Origin of the sequence: Wolbachia endosymbiont of Frankliniella intonsa (assembly GCF_029856955.1) — a bacterium.
GTDB lineage: Bacteria > Pseudomonadota > Alphaproteobacteria > Rickettsiales > Anaplasmataceae > Wolbachia.
In genome coordinates this window covers 186,478-209,173 of the sequence record NZ_CP097148.1, presented here as the reverse complement: position 1 = coordinate 209,173, position 22,696 = coordinate 186,478, and the positions used below count along the sequence as shown (strand labels likewise).

The 22,696-nt window shown below is 33.0% G+C and carries 19 protein-coding genes and 6 pseudogenes; 15 read left to right on the top strand and 10 right to left on the bottom strand.

Translation table 11 applies throughout. The features are described from left to right. The first annotated feature begins 267 nt into the window (after nucleotides 1-267). Nucleotides 268-2,748, top strand: coding sequence for an AsmA family protein (locus M3L71_RS01195; protein ID WP_280143762.1), 2,481 nt, complete (start codon nucleotides 268-270; stop codon nucleotides 2,746-2,748). Between the two features lie 256 nt (nucleotides 2,749-3,004). On the opposite strand, the pseudogene M3L71_RS01190 reads toward M3L71_RS01195, so the two are convergent. After that, nucleotides 3,005-4,033, bottom strand: a pseudogene (locus tag M3L71_RS01190) (IS3 family transposase); the annotation flags it as partial. Between the two features lie 83 nt (nucleotides 4,034-4,116). Here M3L71_RS01190 and M3L71_RS01185 point away from each other — a divergent pair. Beyond that, nucleotides 4,117-5,118: pseudogene (locus M3L71_RS01185) on the top strand (IS630 family transposase). A gap of 21 nt (nucleotides 5,119-5,139) precedes the next feature. Here M3L71_RS01185 and purC read toward each other — a convergent pair. Then, a complete protein-coding gene (gene purC, locus M3L71_RS01180; RefSeq protein ID WP_280143761.1) occupies nucleotides 5,140-5,847 on the bottom strand; it encodes a phosphoribosylaminoimidazolesuccinocarboxamide synthase in 708 nt (235 codons plus the stop codon). A gap of 65 nt (nucleotides 5,848-5,912) precedes the next feature. On the opposite strand from purC, the gene trmD reads away from it, so the two are divergent. The 4 genes from trmD to M3L71_RS01160 all read left to right on the top strand — a co-directional run bounded on the left by trmD (nucleotide 5,913) and on the right by M3L71_RS01160 (nucleotide 9,285). Continuing rightward, nucleotides 5,913-6,611, top strand: coding sequence for a tRNA (guanosine(37)-N1)-methyltransferase TrmD (trmD, locus tag M3L71_RS01175; protein WP_280143760.1), 699 nt, complete (start codon nucleotides 5,913-5,915; stop codon nucleotides 6,609-6,611). Then, nucleotides 6,608-7,000: a 50S ribosomal protein L19 gene (rplS, locus tag M3L71_RS01170; RefSeq protein WP_280143759.1), complete on the top strand. Its 393-nt coding sequence runs from the start codon at nucleotides 6,608-6,610 to the stop codon at nucleotides 6,998-7,000. Before trmD ends, rplS begins: the two co-directional genes overlap by 4 nt. A 237-nt stretch (nucleotides 7,001-7,237) precedes the next feature. Further along, entirely contained in the window at nucleotides 7,238-8,491 is a 1,254-nt protein-coding gene (locus M3L71_RS01165; RefSeq protein WP_280143758.1) for a PstA family ABC transporter permease, read from the top strand. Beyond that, a complete protein-coding gene (locus tag M3L71_RS01160) occupies nucleotides 8,488-9,285 on the top strand; it encodes a phosphoribosylformylglycinamidine synthase subunit PurQ (RefSeq protein WP_064085770.1) in 798 nt (265 codons plus the stop codon). The genes M3L71_RS01165 and M3L71_RS01160 overlap by 4 nt, the downstream gene beginning before the upstream one ends. Here M3L71_RS01160 and M3L71_RS08400 read toward each other — a convergent pair. Next, nucleotides 9,251-9,571: a transposase gene (locus M3L71_RS08400; RefSeq protein WP_410543487.1), complete on the bottom strand. Its 321-nt coding sequence runs from the start codon at nucleotides 9,569-9,571 to the stop codon at nucleotides 9,251-9,253. The two genes, M3L71_RS01160 and M3L71_RS08400, sit on opposite strands and share 35 nt — an antisense overlap. Beyond that, entirely contained in the window at nucleotides 9,546-9,668 is a 123-nt protein-coding gene (locus M3L71_RS01150; RefSeq protein ID WP_280143383.1) for a hypothetical protein, read from the bottom strand. Before M3L71_RS01150 ends, M3L71_RS08400 begins: the two co-directional genes overlap by 26 nt. Between M3L71_RS01150 and M3L71_RS01145 the strand changes: the two are divergent. Continuing rightward, nucleotides 9,662-10,665: pseudogene (locus M3L71_RS01145) on the top strand (IS630 family transposase). The gene M3L71_RS01150 and the pseudogene M3L71_RS01145 sit on opposite strands and share 7 nt — an antisense overlap. A gap of 13 nt (nucleotides 10,666-10,678) precedes the next feature. On the opposite strand, the pseudogene M3L71_RS01140 reads toward M3L71_RS01145, so the two are convergent. The 5 genes and pseudogenes from M3L71_RS01140 to M3L71_RS01120 all read right to left on the bottom strand — a co-directional run. After that, nucleotides 10,679-10,858: pseudogene (locus tag M3L71_RS01140) on the bottom strand (IS110 family transposase); the annotation flags it as partial. A 141-nt stretch (nucleotides 10,859-10,999) separates the two neighbouring features. Next, nucleotides 11,000-11,680 carry an ankyrin repeat domain-containing protein gene (locus M3L71_RS01135; protein WP_280143757.1) on the bottom strand — a complete coding sequence of 227 codons (681 nt, stop codon included), beginning with the start codon at nucleotides 11,678-11,680 and terminating at the stop codon, nucleotides 11,000-11,002. Nucleotides 11,681-11,837: 157 nt separating this feature from the next. After that, nucleotides 11,838-12,203: a hypothetical protein gene (locus M3L71_RS01130; RefSeq protein ID WP_280143756.1), complete on the bottom strand. Its 366-nt coding sequence runs from the start codon at nucleotides 12,201-12,203 to the stop codon at nucleotides 11,838-11,840. Between the two features lie 94 nt (nucleotides 12,204-12,297). Further along, nucleotides 12,298-13,652, bottom strand: a pseudogene (locus tag M3L71_RS01125) (aminopeptidase family protein P); the annotation flags it as partial. Between the two features lie 13 nt (nucleotides 13,653-13,665). Continuing rightward, nucleotides 13,666-14,557 (bottom strand): annotated as a pseudogene (locus M3L71_RS01120) (IS630 family transposase); the annotation flags it as partial. Between the two features lie 40 nt (nucleotides 14,558-14,597). Here M3L71_RS01120 and M3L71_RS01115 point away from each other — a divergent pair. The 3 genes from M3L71_RS01115 to M3L71_RS01105 are packed head-to-tail and all read left to right on the top strand — an operon-like array spanning nucleotide 14,598 to nucleotide 15,482. Next, nucleotides 14,598-14,726 carry an IS630 transposase-related protein gene (locus M3L71_RS01115; RefSeq protein ID WP_280143755.1) on the top strand — a complete coding sequence of 43 codons (129 nt, stop codon included), beginning with the start codon at nucleotides 14,598-14,600 and terminating at the stop codon, nucleotides 14,724-14,726. A gap of 37 nt (nucleotides 14,727-14,763) precedes the next feature. Then, nucleotides 14,764-14,973 carry an IS630 transposase-related protein gene (locus M3L71_RS01110; protein WP_349292718.1) on the top strand — a complete coding sequence of 70 codons (210 nt, stop codon included), beginning with the start codon at nucleotides 14,764-14,766 and terminating at the stop codon, nucleotides 14,971-14,973. Further along, nucleotides 14,952-15,482, top strand: a complete 531-nt coding sequence (locus tag M3L71_RS01105) for an IS630 family transposase (protein WP_349292717.1) — start codon at nucleotides 14,952-14,954, stop codon at nucleotides 15,480-15,482. The genes M3L71_RS01110 and M3L71_RS01105 overlap by 22 nt, the downstream gene beginning before the upstream one ends. 7 nt (nucleotides 15,483-15,489) lie before the next feature. Here M3L71_RS01105 and M3L71_RS01100 read toward each other — a convergent pair whose 3' ends face one another. Next, the gene (locus M3L71_RS01100; protein WP_280143754.1) at nucleotides 15,490-16,659 is read right to left on the bottom strand and encodes an aspartate aminotransferase family protein; all 1,170 of its coding nucleotides are present in this window, start codon (nucleotides 16,657-16,659) and stop codon (nucleotides 15,490-15,492) included. 64 nt (nucleotides 16,660-16,723) lie between these two features. Between M3L71_RS01100 and M3L71_RS01095 the strand changes: the two genes are divergently transcribed. The 5 genes from M3L71_RS01095 (at nucleotide 16,724) to M3L71_RS01075 (ending at nucleotide 22,674) form a co-directional block, all read left to right on the top strand. Continuing rightward, nucleotides 16,724-18,151 carry a sensor histidine kinase gene (locus M3L71_RS01095; RefSeq protein WP_280143753.1) on the top strand — a complete coding sequence of 476 codons (1,428 nt, stop codon included), beginning with the start codon at nucleotides 16,724-16,726 and terminating at the stop codon, nucleotides 18,149-18,151. A gap of 189 nt (nucleotides 18,152-18,340) precedes the next feature. After that, nucleotides 18,341-19,078 carry a WD_0702 family putative metalloprotease gene (locus tag M3L71_RS01090; protein ID WP_458695209.1) on the top strand — a complete coding sequence of 246 codons (738 nt, stop codon included), beginning with the start codon at nucleotides 18,341-18,343 and terminating at the stop codon, nucleotides 19,076-19,078. Between the two features lie 71 nt (nucleotides 19,079-19,149). Beyond that, on the top strand, nucleotides 19,150-20,160 hold the full coding sequence (tsaD, locus tag M3L71_RS01085; RefSeq protein ID WP_280143751.1) for a tRNA (adenosine(37)-N6)-threonylcarbamoyltransferase complex transferase subunit TsaD: 1,011 nt from the start codon (nucleotides 19,150-19,152) through the stop codon (nucleotides 20,158-20,160). A 118-nt stretch (nucleotides 20,161-20,278) separates the two neighbouring features. Further along, entirely contained in the window at nucleotides 20,279-22,381 is a 2,103-nt protein-coding gene (locus M3L71_RS01080) for an ankyrin repeat domain-containing protein (RefSeq protein WP_280143750.1), read from the top strand. Next, nucleotides 22,378-22,674 carry a hypothetical protein gene (locus tag M3L71_RS01075; RefSeq protein WP_280143749.1) on the top strand — a complete coding sequence of 99 codons (297 nt, stop codon included), beginning with the start codon at nucleotides 22,378-22,380 and terminating at the stop codon, nucleotides 22,672-22,674. The genes M3L71_RS01080 and M3L71_RS01075 overlap by 4 nt, the downstream gene beginning before the upstream one ends. Nucleotides 22,675-22,696: the final 22 nt, after the last annotated feature.

Sequence of the window (22,696 nt, the reverse complement as noted above, 5' to 3'; positions counted from 1 at the left end):
AAATTTTGTTGATTATATAATCTGGAAAACCTTATTTAAGTCACACTGCATCACAGTGTCACACACACAACTGTATGAGTGTTTTGGTTTGAGAGCAATTTCCACTGGGAACCCAGTGCTCATCAGACCAGCTTCTCATGTAAAAATGCTGTGTTTTAACATAAGAATAGCTACTTTTTTGCTAATTAACTTAATGTCTAATCAAATTTCCTGGATCCCAGACTGGGATGACAAGAAGAGAAGGGATGCTGGAATGAGAGGTCTATTATGAAACTTTCTTTATACGCCATATCATCAATCTTGTTTCTATTAATTCTCATGCACGTTGCTGCAACTTTTAAGGATTGGAGTGGCTACAGAGAATATATCGTAAAAGAGTTAGAGAAGACGTATGATGCTAAAGTACATGTTGGAGGAAAAATTGAAGTTTCGCTCATTACTCCAAAACTTACTATTCACAATGTATATGTACAATATAACAAAAACAAGGAACAAAAATTATCAGATTTAATTAGTGCAAAAAAAATTGAAATAAGGCCATCGTTGTTTTCATTTTCATTGCAACCAAAGTCAATCTCATTTTTGGGCATGAAAAGCAACAAAGAAAATTTACTTAATATTATAAATACGAAAGCCAATGATAATATAGTTGATATATTAATAAAGGACAGCCAAATAAGTTTTAACGCCGATACTATTAACATCAAGGAAGTTGCTATAAAAAAAAATAAGCAGTTTTTTGGTGAAGTACAGATTGGTGACAACAATTACGATTTTTCTGGAAAGGTTAATGTCACAAAAAATAATGTACACATTAGTGTTGATTCAAATTTTGCAAATTTGCTATTTAAAGGTAATAGAAATCAACAGGGTAATTTAACACTGACAATCAATAACAGTTCCGGTTCTGTGAGCAATTTAGCAAAAATCATTAATCTTAGCTTCCTTTCTTATGTGATTCCCAGCGAAAATATTGAGATATCATCCAATATCAATCTCAATGAAAGCGAGTTTACGGCAACTGATTTAAAAATTGAGTCCAAAAGCATGCAAGGCACTGGTATAATACAAAATGATAGAAAAAGTGATCATACTAATATCAATATTAGTTTTAGTAAAGTAGACCTAAAAAACGGCTCACACAAAACAACAGATATGAAGGGTCTTTTAGAATCTTTTAGAGAGGTTGTACCAAAGAACCTGAGCTTGGATTTTAATATGGAAGCTTCAAATATTCAATATCAAAACAGGATATTGGACAAATTTCATGCTACGCTAAAATTTGCTAATGGCGAAATAAACGTTGATACTCTTCTTCAATTTCCTGGAACCAATAATATATCTCGCTTATCAGGAAGAGTTTCAAACAATGGCAACTTGTCTGAATTTAATGGTGATATATTGATAAAGGGTGAGTCGTTCATTTCACATATTTTACCTTCTATCAAGATGCAAGAAAGAGAGAAAAGTCAATTTACAGCAAGTTCTAAACTATATTTAGCACCTAGAATATTATCTCTTTCAGATATCAGATTGCTAAATAACAAAGAATCTTGGCAAGGATCAATTAAGCTAAATCACACAAAAAAACACAATATGATCGATAGTAAATTTAGCATACATAACATTAATATAGATAAATATGATTATTCATTATTCAGCAAAGTGCAATGGCTGAAAAATCTTAAATATGATGTAAATATAAGAACTAGTGTTAAAGATTCTATATTCAATGGTACAAAAATTGAAGATTTGGATTTTTCATTAAAAATACAAGAGAACAAGCTAGTTGCAGATAAAATAAAGTTATTCGGAGAAAATTTCGACATTACCGGTAGTGTAAAAATATTAGTGGATCAAAAATACACTAAGCCTTTATTAGACGTAAACCTTACAGGTAATAAATTTAATGGAAATATCTTTAAATTACCAAAACTATTAGAGGTAAAAAGAAACTCAAGAAATGAAATAAATCAAATTCAATGGTCAACAAAGCGGCTTAATTTTTTAGATGAGAAAGGAGATTTTGATGCAAACGTGCAAATCAAAACTACAGAATTTAAAATTGGGCAAAACGTCTTAAAAGATTTTAACTTGGATACAGTGATAAGAAACAACACTATCACTATCAAACAGATAAGTTACATACTAGAACATGGACAAATGTTTTTTCAGGGTTATCTAAAAGCAGGCTCAATTCACACAAAATTTTCTATTGCAAATTTAGACACCAAGGAAGTTATAGGAGTTAATAACATAAATGGCAAGATAAGCTTAAGTGGTGAAATCAAAACTCAAGGGACAAGATTTGATGATTGGGCTAGTAACTTATCAGGAAATGTAAACTTTCAAGCACAGAAAATAGAGTTTACAAATGTGGATTTTAATTCATTCATCACTAAGTTGTTAAGCAGTAAGAATAAACCTGAAATTTCCAAGCTTGCTTACGTTGATATATATAATGGCAGTACGCTTTTTGAAAATATTAATGGAAAAGTAAGTATTAACAGTGGTGTATGTTCAACTAGTTCACAGTTTAGTAACGATCAAGCATCAGGTTCTATCTCTTCTAATTTAATCTTATCTAATTTCTCCTTAACTTCTATATTCAGACTCTTTTTCATACTACCAAATCATAATAGTCCTCTTTATATCGAGGCACACTTAGATGGCCCTATTTGGTGCCCTAAGATGAGTTTTGATGTAGACCAAATTTACAACACCTTAGTTAGCAAGAAAAATAGTTAACTCATTTAGATGTAGGATTTAAGGGACCATCTATCTTTAAGTTAGACCTTAGTAAAAGATGTTCTACTCTCACCAATGATAAAACTGATTGATTGTTTGTACATTCTCAATGCTTGCGTCGCTGCAGCTTGTGCTTGGACTTTCTGTATAGTGCACCCATTTGTCTAGACCATTTTTTTAAAGTGATCCGATTTTTAAAATGAATATGTTGATAAATACGTCGACACACATTTAAAGTATTTATCAATATATTCATTTACTGTTTATGATAATAAAGATCAGCAGGAACTTTATAATTTAGAGTCTGATGTAGCCTTCTATAGTTATACCAACCAACAAAGTCATTTATTATAAGATTCAAATCTCTGATACTATTTGGTCTATAATAATATATAGCTTCTTGCTTTAAAGTTCTCCATAAGCGCTCAACAAATATATTGTCGAAGCAACGTCCTTTATGGTCCATACTGATTTTAATATTAGCATGCTCTAATTCCGTAATAAAGTTGTAGCAAGTAAACTGTACCCCTTGATCACTATTAAAAATCTCATGTTTACCTTGTTTTAGAGCTTCTTTGAGAGTATAAAGGCAAAATCCAGCATCGAGATATGGTGATAATGAATGAGCAATAATATAGCGACTATACAAGTCCATTATTGCCACAAAATAGACAAACTTACCTTCTACCATAATATATGTTATATCAGTAGCCCATACCTGATTAACTCTACAAATAATCAAATCTTTGAGTAGATAAGGATATATTTTATGCTTTTTCTTTAATACTTGTATTACATCTTTTCTACAATACAGCCCACTAATCTTCATTTTTCATAATTCTTAAGATTTTTGCGATTGACTACTACCCCACTCGCTATGATTTCAGCAGTAATTTTACGATATCCATAACGGCAATCAGAAGCCAAATATACTTCTTGAATCAAATTTGCTACTTCACTTTCGTTATTAATTATAGGCCTATAATATAGGCTAGATCTGCAAATCCCCAATAAATCAGCATGTTTCCTAATTGACAGATCAGAATCTTTTTCTATAAACCTTACTCTATCTTTTTGCTTATTTCAGTAATTTTTTTTTCAAATAGCTATTTTCCACTGTCAATTCTCCTATTACTTTATGTAAACTTTCTATTTCTTGCGCTAAGATTCTTTGTTTTCTCGCACTTTCACTTTCTTCAACAAATAGGTCTTTTAACCTTGCCAATACTCTATCACGCCAATCATATAGATTTGTTGATGGTATTTTATATTCACTACATATCTTATACCAATTCCCGCTATAGAAAGAACAGATAGAGAATAATGGGGAAAAAGTCATACTAGAGTAAGTGAAATAGCGAGGTATAAATGGCATTAAGGTCAAAACTATTAGACGAAAGAGTTGTAAATTTAGCGAAAGAAATGTTAAAAGGTAAGAAATAACGCATATGTTTCAAAAAAGTTACAAGCGGTGATAGCAGGAAAAGAAAGTAGTATAAGCGCTGTGGCAAGAATATGTAAAATTTCAAGGACTGCTTTGACTGAATGGATAAAGCATCTAAAATTTGGTAGAGTAGAAAAATTATTTGCCCCGTTTCAGCGGAGAAGAAAAAGCAAATTAAACAAAAATCAACGTGAGCAAATTGAAATATGGGTAGAAAGAAATCCAAATATTACTATTAAGGAAGTACAAATAAAAATCTCAGAGGAACTTCGCCTACACATCAGCAAATCAACAGTGCACCGTGAGATACAAAGGATGAAATTTTCTTACATAACACCGAGGCCAATGCACCATAAACAAGATAAAAACAAGCAAGAAGAGTTTAAAAGATACTTCAATAAAATAGTCAATTTCCACCCTAAAAGGGAGGTGTTTTTGATGAATCACGATTTGGGACTCATTCAAAAATCGGACACGGATGGTTTAAAAAAGGGGTCAGAACGCAGGTTAAAATGAAAATTGGTAGACAAAATTTCTATATCTAAAGTGCGGTAAATCCAAGAAGTGGTAAGAAAATTAGCCTACTTGCTCCATATGTAAACACTGATTGTATGAATATATTTCTGGAGCAGATGTCGAAAGATTTAGGCACGAAAGAAGCCTTTCTTGTAATGGATTGTGCAAGTTGGCATAGATCAAAAAGTTTGAAAATTCAGGAAAACATTACCATCATATACTTGCCTCCTTATTCACCGGAACTGAATCCTGTTGAAAGGTTGTGGCAATATATCAAATACAATACTTTACGCAATAGTATCTACGATACCATAGGTTTACTTGAAGATGTTTTGTGTAATTTTATTGTCAATATTTCCAGTACTACTATTAAACGAGTTTGTAATGTTTCTTATTTGTTCCGTCAGTAATGGATTTTGGTATAACTTTACTCACAGTCTTTTTGCAACTTCTGAGTATGCTTCCTTTAAGTTTCCTAGATTTAAACGGAAAACATCTTTGTCTAGCTTTTTATGCGTATTTTTATCCCATAGCCTACAATTATCAGGGCTGATTTCATCGGCTAAAATGATTTTAGTGCTGTTGTTTATCAATTTGCCAAATTCTAACTTGAGATCAACTAAATATATATTTGCATTTGAAAATAGTTCGACTAAGATTTTGTTGATCTTTAAAGTTGTAGTTTTAACTTCTTCCATTTCTTTATGGGATAACCAACCAAAATATAGTATGTGATTTTCATTCACCATTGGGTCGGCTAGGTCATCATTTTTGTAAAAAAACTCGATTATAGGAGATGTAAGTGTCTCACCTTCTTTGATATTAAAACGTTTGCAAAAGCTGCCAGCTGCAATGTTTCTAACCACTATCTCAAGAGGTATTATCTTGAGTTTTTTGACTAGCTGTTCTCTTTCGTTTAAAGTGTTTATAAAGTGCGTGCTAATTCCTGCTTCTTCAAGCTTTTCCATGATAAAAGCACTAACATGATTATTAATTATTCCTTTGCCCTCAATAATTTCATATTTTTCCTTGTTGAACGCTGTAACATCATCTTTAAAGTACTGTATAACAGTTGATGAGTCTTCAGTTTCAATAATGACTTTGGCTTTACCTTCGTATATCGTTTTATTCAGTGACATGATTGATTTAGCTGTATACTATAAGATAGTATCAAATTGCTGCTTAGTTTACTACAAATTTGCTAATGACGTTTAGTGTTACAGTGTTAACCATATTTCCAGAAATGTTCCCCGGGTTTTTGAACTATTCTCTTGCCGGAAAAGCGTTAGAAAAAAAAATATGGAACCTTGAAGTAATAAATATTCGTTCTTTTGCAAAAGATAAACATTCAACTGTGGATGATGTTCCATACGGAGGTGGAGCAGGGATGGTTATGCGCCCAGATGTGATTGGCAATGCAGTTGATAATGTGCTTTCTGCTCATAAAAATACTAGATTTATTTATATGACTCCATCTGGTACAAAATTTAATCAGAGCATTGCAAAGGAGCTAACAGAAATTCCTCATGTAACAATATTGTGTGGTCGATTTGAAGGTGTTGACCAAAGAGTAATTGATGTGTATACTCCTTGTGAGTTAAGTATTGGAGATTATATACTTTCGGGAGGTGAGCCAGCTGCAATGGTGGTTCTTGATGCATGTATTAGGCTTCTTCCAGGTGTAGTAAATAATTTCGATAGCGTTGCTGAAGAAAGTTTTAGTTATAGTGGTGGTATGCTTGAATATCCTCAATATACTAGGCCTGAGCAGTGGAGTAAGTACAAAGTTCCTAAGGTTCTGTTGTCTGGCAATCACAGAAAAATAAGTGATTGGAGAAGGGAACAGTCATATGTTAGAACAAAGGAACGTCGACCTGAATTGTTGAATGGAGATGATAAATGACAAACTTACTTGAAAAATTTAACGAACAACAAATACAAAGGTTAGCCAAAGAGATGCCAGCTTTTTGTCCTGGCGATGATTTGAAGGTCACTTTTAACGTAGTTGATAGTACGGGTGAGCGTATACAGATATTTGAGGGCGTATGTATATCAAAAAGAAATCGTGGATTACACTCTTCTTTTTCAGTTAGAAAGGTAAGTCATGGAGAAAGTATAGTATCACAATTTTTTGTTTACTCTCCTGCATTAATTTCAGTACAAGTGATGAGAAAGGGAAAGGTCCGTAGAGCAAAATTATATTATCTGTGCAAGCTATTTGGGAAAGCTGCAAGGATCAAAGAACGTACTACTTATGTTAAAAAAAATCTAAGTAGATACAATAGGGAGTGATGTCAATTGTATCATCTCAAAACTCTCTCTTATTATCCCAGTGTGTGGCGCACAACTGTACTTTGCCTCCTGCTGTGGTGTCATCCCAATGTTTGACACTGGGATCCAGATTCTCCTTTTGGTTTGTGCTTTCATGGAAAATATAAAAATTATTTGCAGGCAAAGCCTGTTAGATCTCAGTTTCAAGCACTGGAAAAAGGGGAAAGTCTTTTCAAATCCTCATGTAAAGAAAAGTAAATGGGTATAATAAAGAAAAACTTCCTTAAGTTACTTCAATCTAAGCGCGTACATGCTCGTGTAAAAAGAAAAAATAAAAAGAACAGCATTTTATGCTTTTGCTCTTTTACAGCACTGATTGTCTCAATTGGGTGTCCTATATGTATATTACTAAGTATATTAGTTAACTCTTACAGTGCTTTAACAGTAACGAAAATTTTATTGCCAGTTGAAATAAATGCTGATCTTATTTTAACTAATAATCCTGGTGATTTACGATATAAGTCCATTAGACTACTCAATAACTCTTTACATAAAGTGTTTGAAGGAATTGACTTTAAAGACAGTGACGAAATTTTAAGTCGTAACTCTTACAAGGAGCTAGAGAGGTTTTTTCTTAAGAGAGTAAAAAATAGTGGTGAATATGAGATTTGGTTTACCGCATCGAGTGTGATCAATTCACTATATAAAAATAAATGTTTGAATGATCATTATGCTAAATTACTTGATTGGTTAAAAGAGAAGGGAAGAGTAAGAAAATTTTTTAATAAGTCTCTGTTTCTTAAGTCTGATTCTTGTGAGCCTGAGAATTCAGGGATTTTAGGGGCATTTATCGGTTCATTAATGACAATTATAGTATGCTTAGCGTTGGCATTGCCAATAGGAATTATGTCAGGTATCTGTCTTTATGAATTTATGCCTAGAAATAGGCTAATAACCAGTATTGTAGAAATTAGCATGAATAACCTTGCTGCAGTGCCTTCGATAATATTTGGTGTGGTAGGACTGACTCTCTACTTGGGCATATTTGGTTTACCCCGTTCTTCACCGCTTGTTGGCGGGATGACTCTTTCATTTATGATGCTGCCTAATATTATTATTGCAACAAAAAATGCCTTTACAAACGTTCCTATTGCAATAAAAGATGCAGCGTTTGCGCTAGGTGCACCTCACATCAAGGTGATATTGGATCACTCTTTACCGATTGCGTTGCCACGGATAATACATGGTGCAGTGCTTGCAATTGCAAGGATTTTAGGCGAATCTTCCCCTTTACTTATGATAGGCATGGTAGCATTTATTGCTGATACACCTACATCCTTCTTCGATCCGGCAACTGTTTTACCTGTACAAATATACATATGGTCAAGTAGTCCTGAAATTGCATTTATTGAGCTTGCTGCCATTGCAATTATAGCTTTATTGTTAATGCTATTTGCTTTGAATTTAATAGCAAATTTTGTAAAAAGAAAGTTCGAGTTTTTTGATTCATGAAAATTACAATCCTATCTGGTTATGGCTTAAATTGCGAAAAAGAAACTGCATTTGCATTTATGGAATGCAGCAGAAAGCTTGGTATTAATAATATTGAAGTAAAAATCGTTCACATTAATGATATTATAGATAATCCAAGTGAACTGAAATTAAGCAATATACTTGCAATTCCAGGAGGTTTTTCCTATGGTGATGATACTGGTGCTGGTAATGCATTTGCTTTACGTATAAAAAACAACTTGTTAGACGAATTTCAAAATTTCTTATCTCAGGATAAGCTTATTATAGGGATATGTAATGGTTGCCAGATATTAGTAAAATTAGTTCCAGAATTCTCTAATCTAGCTTTAACCTCTAATGATATAGGTAATTACCAATGTCGTTGGATTAGAGTGAGAGTTAATCCGCAGAGTAGTTCTGTTTGGCTACGGGGACTGAGTGAGCTATATCTTCCTGTTGCTCATGGAGAAGGCAGGTTTTTTATGGATCAAGATATTTTAAATCAATTGATTGAAAATAATTCCGTTGCACTGCGTTACGTTGATGAAAATGGTGACTATGCAAATTTACAATTTCCTTACAATCCAAACGGATCTATATACGACCTGGCAGCTTTGTCAGACAAAAGTGGTAGAGTTTTAGCTTTAATGCCTCACCCAGAGAGAGGAATATTTTTTACTCAGCAGGACAACTGGCCTCTTGAAAAAGAAAAATGTAAACGTTCAGGAGTGGCTATGCCAAAATATGGTGATGGAATGCTCATATTTGAGAATGCACTAAAATATTTTGCGTAAGTATTATAGTATTTTCTAAAATGAATGGATAAATTTCCATTATGGTATTACCAACCAAAAGTTGTAAGTCTGTACATTTATACATTAGAGGTCTGAGGCGGCTTTTGATGGTATGCCAACAGTGTTCTATGGGATTCAAATCTGGTGAATATGTTGGAAGATACAGCACATGAAAGCCAAAAGACTCTATTAATGATTTTGTTTTAGTGGTCTTATGAAATGTAGCATTATCCATAACCATGGTTGTGCCAAGTGGCAATTTAGGTAATAACATCTTCTCCAACAATATATTGATACCAATTCCCGCTATAGAAAGAACAGATAGAGAATAATGGGGAAAAAGTCATACTAGAGTAAGTGAAATAGCGAGGTATAAATGGCATTAAGGTCAAAACTATTAGACGAAAGAGTTGTAAATTTAGCGAAAGAAATGTTAAAAAGGTAAGAAATAACGCATATGTTTCAAAAAAGTTACAAGCGGTGATAGCAGGAAAAGAAAGTAGTATAAGCGCTGTGGCAAGAATATGTAAAATTTCAAGGACTGCTTTGACTGAATGGATAAAGCATCTAAAATTTGGTAGAGTAGAAAAATTATTTGCCCCGTTTCAGCGGAGAAGAAAAAGCAAATTAAACAAAAATCAACGTGAGCAAATTGAAATATGGGTAGAAAGAAATCCAAATATTACTATTAAGGAAGTACAAATAAAAATCTCAGAGGAATTTGCCCTAAACATCAGCAAATCAACAGTGCACCGTGAGATACAAAGGATGAAATTTTCTTACATAACACCGAGGCCAATGCACCATAAACAAGATAAAAACAAGCAAGAAGAGTTTAAAAGATACTTCAATAAAATAGTCAATTTCCACCCTAAAAGGGAGGTGTTTTTTTTGATGAATCACGATTTGGGACTCATTCAAAAATCGGACACGGATGGTTTAAAAGGGGTCAGAACGCAGGTTAAAATGAAAATTGGTAGACAAAATTTCTATATCTAAAGTGCGGTAAATCCAAGAAGTGGTAAGAAAATTAGCCTATTTGCTCCATATGTAAACACTGATTGTATGAATATATTTCTGGAGCAGATGTCGAAAGATTTAGGCACGAAAGAAGCCTTTCTTGTAATGGATTGTGCAAGTTGGCATAGATCAAAAAGTTTGAAAATTCAGGAAAACATTACCATCATATACTTGCCTCCTTATTCACCGGAACTGAATCCTGTTGAAAGGTTGTGGCAATATATCAAATACAATACTTTACGCAATAGTATCTACGATACCATAGGTTTACTTGAAGATGTTTTGTGTAATTTTATTGTCAATATTTCCAGTACTACTATTAAACGAGTTTGTAATGTTTCTTATTTGTTCCGTCAGTAATGGATTTTGGTATAACTTTACACTTTTTCAACCACTGTGCTAGGTTATGAAGGTCTTCAGTAAAGCAACCAAATTTCTGAACGCGTTGCTCATCTCCTCCTTCAGGTATACACACATAGTGTACAGCTGAACCAATGTCTATTCCTGCTGCATTAGGATTCACTATTTCTAATTTACTTTTTGCTTTTTTCATGCTAACTCCTACATATAATTTGTTACAGGGAAACGCTTCAGCTTGGAACGGTTGATAGTACAATCTCCTAACCGAGGTAGTCTAAATGACTCCATCAATGATTTGACCGTTCCTTCCAAGACCATGCTTGCATACGGGCACTTAGGCACCATTGAAAATGTCGATCATAACTGCAGAGGCGCTCCCTCTACAACTATACTTGAAAATTACTAAAAACTTAAATTTGTGTGTTTCTTTCTGATTTGACAGATTTTTCTGTTCGATTCTTGCATTAACATCTGCTTTTGCCTCTACCAGGCACTTTACTATACCTAAATGACCATTTTTAGCAGCAAACATTAGAGCAGTTCCCCCAAATTCATTTTTTGCATTAACATTTGCTTTCGCTTCTTTTACTAGATACTTTACTACATCCAAATGACCATCTTCAGCAGCAAATATTAGAGGAGTGAATTCAAACATATCTTGTGCATTAACATCTACTTCTGCTCTTTCTACCAGGTATTTCACTGCCTCTAAATCACCATTTTTGGCAGATGAAAATAATTTAAAAAGTAGCTCAGTACGACTTCTAACTATTCGTGCAATTGATAATGCTTGTAACGTAGAAGGTTGTCTCAATTCTTGAGTATCACCTTCTAATTTTGGTACAAGATTTTTTAGCCAAGGAGCTGCATGTGTGAAATAATTAAGATTCTCTTTTGTGAAACGATTCAATAAATTTTTTACAGTATTAGATTTGTCACTTTCTTCAATTTCTCTATTTATACCATAATATTCTAACAAAGCATCAAGTATTGCTTTATTGTTAAAATTATACACCCTTTACTAGCCCCTGAATAAACTTCGAAACCATCTTAATCCCTATTAAGGAATGAAAGCATTTTGTAGAGTTTTTCTTTTAATACTTATGCCTTTTATTTAAAATTGGAATGAGAGCAACCTCACTACTGCTATAGCTCTTTGATATGAATAAATACTACTTAGCTTCAACTTTCTCTATCAATTTCTTGACCAAGGCTCTCAATCTTCTGCTGGAATCATCAAGCTCTTGAATTTGTGAAGCATCTTTTCCCATGAGCTCTTTGTGATTACTCTTTATGTAATCATACATTTCCTTCATCTGAGCAATCATCTTGTTGATATCCATACCACCCATATCAGGTATGATGCTAGGCATATTTCCTTCTAGCATACCACCAGCCATAAGTTGCTGAGACATTTGCATGAATGGCTTTAAGGTCTGTTGAAGCAAATTAGGGTCGCTTGCCAATTTTTCTATTTGCTGTTTGCAAGTATCAATGTACTGCTTCATAAATTCATCATCTTGCATTTTATCTGTCATAATTACACCTCTTTGAAACTAATATTATATATTGTTTTTAATTAAAAACAATACAAGAACAACTATATTAATACTTGATTAAATGACAAATTAACTATTTTAAAGGTTCACATACTCTCTTTAACCATTCCTTATCTTTTATGCCATTTTCTATATTTTTATAAATAAATTGGTGATAGCTATTTATCCATTTAACTTCATCTTCAGTAAGCATTTGTATATCTATTAGCTTTTTATCATAAGGAACAGAGGTCAATTGTTTAAAGCTTAAAAAGACGTTTTCTCGCCTTTCAATATACATCAGATTCTCAATTCTTATTCCATACTTTCCTGGAATATAATAACCAGGCTCGTTAGAAAGTATCATGCCTGGAATGAGTTCCACTTTATTTCCTCTTGATATTGCTTGCGGTCCTTCGTGTACCGAAAGGTAACTTCCTACTCCATGTCCTGTACCGTGCATGTAATCCATTCCAAATTTCCATAAATGTATACGCGCTAATATGTCCAATTCTCCACCAGTAGTGCCAGAAGGAAAGACCGCACTTGCTATCGCAATGTGAGCTTTTAATACTATTGTGTAGTGAGCTCGTTGCTCATTGGTTGGACTACCAATTGCTATAGTTCTTGTAACATCGGTTGTGCCATCAAGGTACTGACCACCAGAGTCAATTAAATACAGCCCATCTTCTTGAATGACTTTATTTGTCTTATTGCTTGCACGGTAATGAATGATTGCTCCATTCTCGTTGAATGCTGAAATTGTTCGAAAACTCGGTTGCTTAAACAAATTCTGCTCTTTTCTGTATTCTAAAACTTTTTCTTCAGCTTCAAGCTCAGTAATTTCACTGTCAATATTGTTTTCAAGCCAATATAGAAAATTTATAACTGCTACTCCATCTTTGATGTGCGCACTTATAGCTCCAGTTATTTCAGTTTGATTTTTACTGCTTTGTGAATCAAACAAGGATCCTCCTTCTCAATTATCTGCTTATTTTCTATTAGACCTCTTTCATTACTTATTGTCATCCCAGTGCTTGACACTGGGATCCATGCTTTTTTATTTCTGGTCAAGCACTGGAATGACACCGAAGCTGATTTTTCATTTAAATAATGGTTATACAAGGGATCTATTGCATTCATAATGCTCATTGGAGTCGTGCTTGGATCTATCACCACCAAATTTAACTTATGTAGTGAATTTTCTAGCTCACTAATATCAAAAACATTTATATGGTTATCAAAATTTGCTTCTATAGTTGAATGTTCTTTATCTTGAATAAATAAATCAACATTGGCATTTTTATACAATATAGCACGACCCAATATACAAGGAGTATATTCAGCACTTTCATTTCTTAAATTTAATAACCACGAAATTGAATTTGGATCAGTCAGAAGCACTGCTTCAGCCTCTATGTTTTTAGCTACTCTTTCACATTTATCCTTATACCAAAATCCATTACTGACGGAACAAATAAGAAACATTACAAACTCGTTTAATAGTAGTACTGGAAATATTGACAATAAAATTACACAAAACATCTTCAAGTAAACCTATGGTATCGTAGATACTATTGCGTAAAGTATTGTATTTGATATATTGCCACAACCTTTCAACAGGATTCAGTTCCGGTGAATAAGGAGGCAAGTATATGATGGTAATGTTTTCCTGAATTTTCAAACTTTTTGATCTATGCCAACTTGCACAATCCATTACAAGAAAGGCTTCTTTCGTGCCTAAATCTTTCGACATCTGCTCCAGAAATATATTCATACAATCAGTGTTTACATATGGAGCAAGTAGGCTAATTTTCTTACCACTTCTTGGATTTACCGCACTTTAGATATAGAAATTTTGTCTACCAATTTTCATTTTAACCTGCGTTCTGACCCCTTTTTTAAACCATCCGTGTCCGATTTTTGAATGAGTCCCAAATCGTGATTCATCAAAAAAAACACCTCCCTTTTAGGGTGGAATTGACTATTTTATTGAAGTATCTTTTAAACTCTTCTTGCTTGTTTTTATCTTGTTTATGGTGCATTGGCCTCGGTGTTATGTAAGAAAATTTCATCCTTTGTATCTCACGGTGCACTGTTGATTTGCTGATGTTTAGGGCAAATTCCTCTGAGATTTTTATTTGTACTTCCTTAATAGTAATATTTGGATTTCTTTCTACCCATATTTCAATTTGCTCACGTTGATTTTTGTTTAATTTGCTTTTTCTTCTCCGCTGAAACGGGGCAAATAATTTTTCTACTCTACCAAATTTTAGATGCTTTATCCATTCAGTCAAAGCAGTCCTTGAAATTTTACATATTCTTGCCACAGCGCTTATACTATAGTATTTCCCAAAGCAAATGATAAAGGTATAACAAAGTATTTGAGTTATAATGGCATATAGTGTGGATTTAAGGGAAAAGGCAGTATTGATGATAGAAAAAGGGAAGACAAAGGTTGAGATAGCAGAGCTCATGGAGATAGGAATAGCAACTCTGTACCGCTGGTTAAAAGAAAGCTGATGGTGAAAGCTTAAAGCCATCTAAAAACGGTAGCTTTATTCGAAAAATAGACCCAAAAATACTCGAAGAATATGTTACAAAGAATCCAGATCATACTCTGGCAGAGATGAAACAAAATCTTGGATTTGGAATAAATTCAATTTGGTATAGACTAAAACAGCTAAAAATTACTTTAAAAAAGTCACACTATATCAAGAGCGCAATCAAGAAGATAGGCAGCAATTTATTGATAAAATCTCAAAAATAGAACATTCCAGCATCTTATATATAGATGAAGCAGGAGTTGATAATAAGTTATACCGAGAATATGGACGTGCTCCAAGAGGAAAGAAAATTTATGCAGATATTCCAGGGAGAACTCGAGAGAGAATCAGTATAGTAGCCGGGTGGATTGGAATGAGATTTATTGCACCAATGACTTTCAAAGGTGGGTGTGAAAAAGAGGTATTCAATATATTGTTGGAGAAGATGTTATTACCTAAATTGCCACTTGGCACAACCATAGTTATGGATAATGCTACATTTCATAAGACCACTAAAACAAAATCATTAATAGAGTCTTTTGGCTTTCATGTGCTGTATCTTCCAACATATTCACCAGATTTGAATCCCATAGAACACTGTTGGCATACCATCAAAAGCCGCCTCAGACCTCTAATGTATAAATGTACAGACTTACAACTTTTGGTTGGTAATACCATAATGGAAATTTATCCATTCATTTTAGAAAATACTATAGTGAGCAGGAAGGTTTAGTTTTTAACTAGAACTTTTCAGATAAATACTGAGTGAGAATTTCAATGCCTTCATCAATCTCTTTTTCAGTGATAATGAGTGGAGGCAAGATTCTTAGAACATTATCTGATGTTACTCCAACAGTAAGTAAACCACGGTGACTTAGCTCTTCTGCAAATTTTTGGTTATTCATTTTTACTTTTATTCCTAGCATCAACCCTTTCCCTCTCACTTCTTCTATAATTGGAAACTTGCTTGCTAAGTCCTCTAGTTTGTTTTTTAAAGACTTACCTCTAACTTCAACATTTTCTAAGAAGCCAGGGCTGAGCAATTCATCCAATACAGCATTACCTACTGAAGTTGCAAGTGGATTACCACCAAAAGTAGAACCATGCATACCGACCGCCATGTACTTAGCAACCTTTTCAGTTGCAAGACAAGCCCCCAGAGGGAAACCTCCTCCTATTCCTTTTGCAAGAGCACATATGTCAGGCTTAATTCCTATGTGTTCATATGCAAATAACTTTCCTGTCCTGCCAGCACCGCACTGAACGCAATCAAAAAATAGCAGTATGTCGTTTTCGTTACATAGTTCTCTTAGCTCTTTCATGAAGACTTCACTCATTACTTTAATACCACCTTGTCCCTGTATTGGTTCTATTAATATAACACCTATGCCATTAGAAATTGCTTTCTTTACACTCTCAATATTGGGCTCTATGTTATCACACCAGTCAATATAAGGATTCAGTAATTCAGAAAATTTCTGTCTATCGTTTGTTGCACAAGTTAAAAATGTCCTTCCATGAAATGCACCATGAAATGTTAGAATTCTATAGCGATTTTTATTACCTTTTCCATTTTGATAGGCCCTAGCGATTTTAAGTCCACATTCCACTGCTTCTGATCCAGAATTTGCAAAAAATACAGTATTAGCAAAGCTGTTGTTTATTAAATTTTCTGCAAATTTGTTGGCAGTAGATATATTATAGGTATTTGATATATGCCATAGTTTTTCTCCTTGTAATTTTAGGACATCAGTTAATCGTGGGTTGGCATGACCTAAACTGCTAACAGCTATTCCAGAGTTAAAATCTATATAGCGCTTATTATCGATATCATACAAGTAAATACCTTTGCCATAAGAAAAATTTATGTTAACAGGAGAATAAACTGGCAAGATAGGAGAAATTGTCATAAAAGTATGATATGCTAATTTTTTATTAATACCATAAAAGACGTTATTTCACAATGAGAAGAATATGTATAAATTAAGTAAATTAATTTTTACTACACTAAAAACAAATAGATATACAAAAATTATCTCGCTATTATTATTAATTTTTGTGGTTTTATTGGGCACAATATACCGCAGTTATTCATTAAAGAATAATTTTCTTTCTTTTTACCGTAATGCAAATGCAAACTTAAAAGATCTATTGGAAAATAGTATAATAAAAAAATATCATTATTTACTAATAGAAAAACATCATATTAAATATAACAGTTTTGATTACATAAACCAGTTGGTAAAATTGCGTGCTGAATTGTTACAATCAGTAAGCAAAGTAAGAAATTTTAGCTTAATACTGTATGATCAAAATGCCAGAGTAATTTTCAGTAATTTTAATACTCAAGGTCATGACTATGAGCAGTTGCTTACAAATGATGAAATTGATAAATTGCTAAGCAATCAAGAAATATTTTACGCTACAGGAAATACATTAACTTCTACTTTCCCTATATTTCATGAAGATGACATTAAGCCTTCATTTTTTTTGAAGATCATTCAAAGCTATAATGACTCTTATATTATGGTATATAGTCTATTTTCAATATTAATGGGCTTATTACTGGTTATCTTAATACTAATAATGCTTTATTTGCACTTTTCCAATACCCAAATGCTAGCCAAGCAGCATAAAACTAATATTGAATTACAAAGGGTTAAAGAGGCATTAGAGCAAGAAAATGCAAATAAGATAAAATCTTTTGCAAGTGTTACACATGAGTTGCGTACACCTCTTAATGCTATTATTGGATTTGCAAAGTTTATCAAAAATGAAACTTTAGGTTCGGTAGATCACTCTAAATACAAGGAATACGTAGACGATATATATAATGCTGGTACACATTTACTTGCTTTGATTAATGATGTGCTCGATTTTTCTAAAGCTGAATCAAGTAGTTTAACAGTAGAGAAAGTGAAGTTTAATCTGAATAAGATAATAGATTCGTGCTTAAAAATGTTATCACCTAAACTAAAAGAAACAGGTATTAGTTTAAAGAAAGAGATATCTGATAAACAATTATTAGTTATCGCCGATCCCAAAAGAATGAAGCAAGTTATAATAAATTTGTTATCAAATGCAATCAAGTTCTCTCCTAAAGGTGGTTTAATAAGAATGGTTGTTAAAGAGAATATAGAAAAAAATTTATTAACTATTGAGTTTCATGATAATGGGATAGGAATAATGCAGCAGGACATATATAAAGTTATGTCCGTTTTTGGTCAAGCAGATTCGGGATATAGAAACGAAGGCACAGGTATCGGATTACCTCTAAGCAAGAAATTAGTGGAGTTAATGGGTGGGACTTTCAACATTCAAAGTGAAGCAAAACTTGGTACTACAATAACATTGAACTTCTTTTATGAAGAACAAACATGTGAAGATTTGATTGATTTTTAGTAGAATATATTTGATATTGCACTTTTATATCACATTTTCAACTTACAACATTCCTAAGTCATACTGAATTGATACCTCTTGGCTATTAATCAGTAGTGGGATGTCAGTGAACTTAAACTACTTTAGCTATACTTCCTGAAAACACTTTATAACTCTTGAGTATAAAGAAAATTCCTTTAATAATAAAACATGCTAATCACGAAGTTAATAAAACAAGCAACTCAGGTAGGAAGTGGTGAAAACGTAATACAATATGTCGAATATCTCCATCAATTTGAGAAATTTAGAAATACATTAAACCTCACTTTGTCACTAATAAAGCAAAATAGACTTTCATTTGAAATATGTCAAGAAGGATTATTGGATATGGAAGAAGGAGTGTGTAAGACCATTCGATCCTCTGGTCTAAATAAGTATGTCATTGTACTAAGAAGGTCAAATCCTTACATAATAGTACATGAACTTTCACATATGGTTGAAAATGAACTGAACTTAAGCTTAGAGCAAGAATTTCTCTATAAAGTTTATCAGGATATTGAGCAGAACTTAAAGCAGTCAAATATTCTGGTACAAAAAATTATTGGTCAAATTATATTTAAGGAGATACAAGTTTACCAAACTCCAAAATCACGTGCGTCTGAGTTATTCGCACGCTATTTTGAGCTGTTTGCTTGGGCTCAGGAAGTTTATCCTAAAGATAAAGAATATCTAATTCGCAGTCAAGATTTAAACAGAGTATTTCTTGCTACTAACCAGTGGAAAAAGAGATGCCTGGATCCACAAATAATGAAGATAATAGATAAAGAAGTAAAGGAGTATAGCAATAAAACTGCCTTTAAAGATATAAACAAAGTACAAAGCAGTTGGACTAATAAATTTTCCTCTGGGAGTAAAAAAATTGGTTCTATATTTGGAGATGATAATTAGCTTAACAGAACAAAGTTCACTTCTTCAACATTTCAAGTTATAGTTCTCACAATTAAAGAGTTCAAATATATATGAGAACTATATTAGCTGTTGAAACAAGCTGTGATGAAACTGCAGCAGCAATTGTAAATAGTAATAAGCAAGTCCTTGCTCACGAAATTCTTTCTCAGGAAGAGCACAAAAAACGCGGTGGGGTAATACCTGAAATAGCGTCACGTGCTCATATGAAGCATTTAAGTGGTCTAGTAAAAAGCGCTATAGAAAAATCTAACCTTAACTTTTGTGATCTAGATGCAATTGCAGCAACATCAGGACCAGGACTCATAGGTGGACTAATAGTTGGTACAATGATGGCTAAAGCAATTGCGCATGTAGCACAAAAACCGTTTATTGCAGTTAATCACTTAGAGGCACACACATTAGTTATTAGGCTGCTATATGAGGTTAAATTTCCATTTCTAGTCCTACTTATATCGGGTGGCCATTGTCAATTTTTAATTGCACAGGATGTAGGTAAGTATATTAAACTTGGAAAAACACTTGATGACTCGCTGGGTGAAGCGTTTGATAAAATTGCTAAGATGCTGGATCTAAGCTATCCTGGAGGTCCATTGATTGAAGAGTTAGCTAAAAAAGGTGATGGTATGAGATTTAAGCTGCCAAGAGCAATGATAAAACGTTCTGGATGTGACTTCTCATTTTCTGGAATTAAAACAGCAGTAAAAAACTTAGTTAAAGAGCTTGCAATGAGCAAGCAAGATGTTTGCGATATGTGTGCTTCGTTTCAAGAGTGTATTAGCGACATATTACTCGATAGAGTCAGAAATGCTATTGATATCACTGCATCTTTAAATATTAAAATCAATGATTTTGTAATTACCGGTGGAGTTGCAGCAAATAATTTTCTGAAGGAGAGATTGAAAAAATACATAGATTTGAACGTGCTTTCTCCTCCAAGCAACCTATGTACAGACAATGCGGTAATGGTTGGATGGACAGGAATTGAAAGGTTACAGAAAAATTATATAGAATCTCTTGACTTTGCACCAAGGCCAAAGTGGGAATTAGAAAAATATTACTAGCACAAAAAATTATCTACTATATAATGCGGCCGCTGGTGAATTTTTGTAGGCTTAAAAATTACAGTGGTATCTACTAAAGCCTTATTCACTACCGGCATTATTATTTATGAGGTACAGTATGTTCAAAAATAAATTTGACACAGTTACTAATGTTTTGAAAGCTAAATCTAGTACAAGCGCAAAGACACTCAGGTCGGGTTTATTTGTTGCGGGAACCATTGGTATGGCCAGAGCAATTAGTGAGATAGACCTCTCTTTATTACAAGGCAATTCAGAAGATAAAGTCAATAAGCAAGACCTAATAATCATATATGATTATATTAATAAAGTAACTCAAGAAGAAAACTATAATATATGTACTAATAATCTTGATTATATAAAAAGCAGGATTTTAGAAGAAAATATAAGTGATTCATTAGCTGAAAAATTTTGTCAAGATGGATGGAATATAATAAGTAATGATGGTTCTTCGCTATTAACAGTGGCTATTGAAAGAATTAGGGAAAGACAACAAAAGAAAAATAGGAATTGTGATATTAAAATGGCTGTATCTCTAATTCTTGGTATGAAGAAAGAATTGATTACAAAACTGGAGAATTTTGCAGATAGTAATGATAAAACACTTCTACATTATTTAGCTGAGTTGGGTAAAGAAGATATTTTACGTTTTGTGATAGAAAATTCTAATTTTGACATTGAAGAAGCATTAAGGAATAAAGATAGAGATGGCAAAACACTACTACACTATGCAGCTAAATCTGGCAATAAAGAATGCTTGAAAATTCTCATAGAAAATGAAGTAGATTTTAGTTGCACTACCAATAATAAAACTGAGTTACACTATGCTGCCAGAAGCGGAAGTCCTAAACTCCTAGAATATTTAAAAGAAATATTGACAGCAAAAGGAATTTTTGATAGCGAGAAAATTAAAACAGATAAATATGGAAATAACGCATTACACTATGCTGTGCGATCTGGAAATACTGAGTGCATAAAATTCTTCATTGATAATCAAGTACAATTTTTAAAAAATAAATATAATGAGAATCCTTTTCATAAGATTGCAGGTAACTCAGAAACTCAAGAAAATGGCATAAATTTTCTTATAGAGCATCTAAAATTTTTAGGTAGACTAAAAAGTAAAATTAATCAAGAAAATGTAGATGGTAACACCCCATTGCATATAGCTGCAAAACATGGAAATAAACAGCTAATAGAATTGTTTATTAAATCAGGTGCAAAAATTGTTCAGAATAAACAAGGTAACACCCCCTTACACATTGCTATTATACATGGTAATACATATTGTATAGAGCTATTTTATGAAAATATAGGAAATAGAATACTTCAATCCAAAGGTGAGTATGGAAGAGATCTTGTACATTTAGCTGCAATGTACGGGAAGTATGATTGTCTAACATTTTTACTCAATAAATTTCCTGATTACGATTTAAGCACAGAAACACGCAAAGGAAATGTGGCCCTACACTTAGCTCTATCGAGTAATACAGAAACAGAACTAAGAAAAAAATGTGTGAGTCTATTAATAGACAGAAGCATGCAAGTAAATAAGAGTAATAATGAAGGAAACACTCCTTTACATTTTGCTGCCCAACTTGATTTATCGTTTTTAAGCATGATAGAAAAAAAGTTGGAAGAGAAGAAATTTGACGTTTATCAAGAGTTTTTGCGTGAGAATAGCAACGGTGACACCGTCTTTCATATGGCAGCACGTGTTGGTAATAAATCATGCCTTGAGCACCTTTTTAAAAAAGAGAGAGTGGGAGAAATATTAAGTAAGAAAAATAAGGATGGACAAACTTTACTACACTTATCTATCATCAGTGGAAGAGTAGAATGCGTTAAGTATTTGGTAAAAAAAAGCCCAAAGGGTATTTTTTTAGAACAAAATACACAAAAAAAGTTGTTATTTGCAGCTATTTTGAGCGGCAATAAGGAATGTCTTGAATTTGTGTCAAAAGAACTTGTAGGTAAAAAGGTGGCTGCTAGCATCAAAGTGTTATATGATGAAAATGACAATACACCGTTACACATGGCTGCTCTTGCCGACGACATAGGACTCTCTCAGTATGTTATTGAAAGTATTGCTAAGTCAATTATTAGGAACACAGTACCACTTTTTAACACAAACATTCAAGGGCTTATACCTCTACATTTAGCTGCCATGAGCCTTAATGCTGAGTTAATAGAATATTTATGACAGATAATCATTACCCCTATAATAAGAAAATGTTAAATGTTGTATCTAAATCTGGAAGAACAGCATTACACCATCTTGTAATGAGTGATAATGATTTTGAAAAAACTATAAATGAGGATTTTAAGCAAGGTCAATTTTTGAAAAAGTTGGTTTTAGAAAAGCGTAAACAAAATGAGCGCTTAAGGGAAAAAGCTATTAAAGCCTTATTCTACCTAACAATCAGCACCGGAGAGAAAACTGTAAATAAGAAGATAAATTTTGATATAAAGGATAATGCAAAAAAACAGCTTTAGATTATGCTTTTAAACATGGCGA